Here is a 2,071-nt window from a genome sequence, read left to right as displayed (position 1 = left end):
AGTTTGCTGGCCGCTACGGCATATCCGCCCGCCGCACCATCGATGAAATGCATGTGACCGGGTGCTAATGGCGTCGGAACGAAACACGTCATCAGTGCGGATTGTTGACGGTGCAGTCCGAACTTGCAAGTACCAGCATCCGCGGCGTTTTCGAGTAACGTCTCAATGCGGCTTAGTTGATCTGCATCGATGTCAATTGTCATCTTGAGTCCGTCCTCAAACTTCCGAAAATCGGAATTGCGCGCAACTTCACGTTTGTATTTTTTCGGGTCAAACGCTCCAACTTTCAAACCCATCCTATCAAGGGTGATGGCCATGCAAATCTCCCCGAGAATGGCTATCCGGTGTCGTAGACCCCAACCCTTTGACTGTCGCGCTCGTGCTTCTGTGGCGATGCCCTGTGTTGTAAAATGGATCGGCGGTCCCTCGGAAGGTATTGGATGTGACGCTCTATCCTGTTGGGACGCGATCGTTATCAGGTCGGATACTACGGACTGGAACAGTTCGCTGGGCCCGGTACGACCGGGCACTGCTATGATTGAGACAATCTCACCATTGCGGGTCTCTATCGGGTCCCAGCGACAAGACAAACCATGGAGATCTGGCATCGTCCCGGTTTGAGCCGGATCGACCTTGTAGTTCCCAGCCTTCATTTGGGATTCTGCCCAACTTGCTCCACCCCCCGCAAACATTGCATACGCGACATCGCGACTGACCTTGTGCCGGGCCACCCTGACGTCCAGACCAGCTGACCGTATATCCGTCATAGGAACGATCGCAGCACGCAGGTGCAGTTGCAGAACATCGAGCACCCACGCCTGGACGGCGGCAAGTGCCGGCTTCGCTTGATCCACTGCTGATGCGGGCAGTGCTACCAAGGCTCCATCTCCACCAAACACAAATGGGTAACTGTGGTTGCAAAGCGCATTCAGCAGGGCTGATATTACGCTTGCGCCGGCCATATTGACGGCTTTGTAGCGACCTTGCTCGATCGCCCTGGTTGATTGAACAATATCCGCCAATGCCAGACACCAATCATCTGGTAGTGGCCTGTAGTTACGCATATCGGCAACGTCTTCGAACGCCTCAAAAACCGACAGCGAGTCAAAAAATTCGTCGTTTGTTTCCATCTACATATTSCCCACACGAGGCTTCTGGTGCGGAAACGTCAACAATCGCAACTCTCGAGATCGGATGGCGCTTCTTCCCCCTACATACGTCCAATCTGGTTCATTGGATCCCCGACAGTTGCACGATCGTCATCGTGATCAGTCTTCCTGTTCAATAGATATCGAGACGATGGTTCGCGTCTGTGCCACGTTGTGCGGTCGCGACTTGAGCCCAACCCCTTTCATCCAGATGCACAGAGCCTCCCAATGAATGCAGGCGATAACTTTCAGTGTCAGCAGCGGATAGGCAAACGCAAGCTTCAGCAACTCGCCGTCGGTGAACTCTCGGCGCTTACCGGCAAAAGCGGTCGCGATGATCAGGCCTTCGCTGTCTTTGCCGTTGATAATGACCGAAGCAGTATCGCGAGGGCGGGTGATAGTGAAATCGTAACGCAGCGCCATATCCATGAACGGCGAGACAAAGAATTCCTTTGCGCACTCCTGATGCAATGGGCCGTCATTGCTCTGGGAATTGCCCAGCGAGAAAACATAGCTGTGACGCTGACTGAACGTATTGTTGACCTCGTAGATCAATCCGGTCAGACCGCCTGCTCGGTCATAGCAAAAATATACGCTGAGAGGATTGAACACATATCCCAAAATACGTGGCATTGTCATCAGGTGGATCGCGCCGAAATCCGTCTGCATCCCGGCCTCGCGTAGATGATACTCCGCGTAAGCACGAAGGTTGAAACTGCAATTCCCGGTATCAAATTTGTTACCGTGGTCGCGGTCGAAGAAACTGAAGAGATTTAAGCGGTTGCGAGAAAACAGCCAATGAGCCTGAGCGATCCGGTCAATCTCATCGATGTCGAACAGCATGTAGAACATGCGATAGCGTAAAAAATGCTCGCGGGGACGCAGCCGCTTGTGGGTGACCTTACCCGCATATATGGCGGAGC

At 53.4% G+C, this 2,071-nt stretch carries 2 protein-coding genes; both read right to left on the bottom strand.

From position 1 onward, the window contains the following. Positions 1 to 1,130: DUF3095 domain-containing protein (locus tag ACXJ5O_RS25260; RefSeq protein WP_457302306.1), on the bottom strand; the 1,130-nt coding region annotated here is incomplete at its 3' end. Positions 1,131 to 1,268: 138 nt separating this feature from the next. Beyond that, on the bottom strand, positions 1,269 to 2,071 hold an 803-nt coding region (locus ACXJ5O_RS25255; RefSeq protein WP_457302305.1), incomplete at its 5' end, for a DUF1365 domain-containing protein.

This window comes from Phyllobacterium sp. P5_D12, from assembly GCF_054049495.1.
The sequence above is the reverse complement of the archived record's forward strand: the minus strand, read 5'-3'. Positions and strand labels throughout refer to the sequence as shown.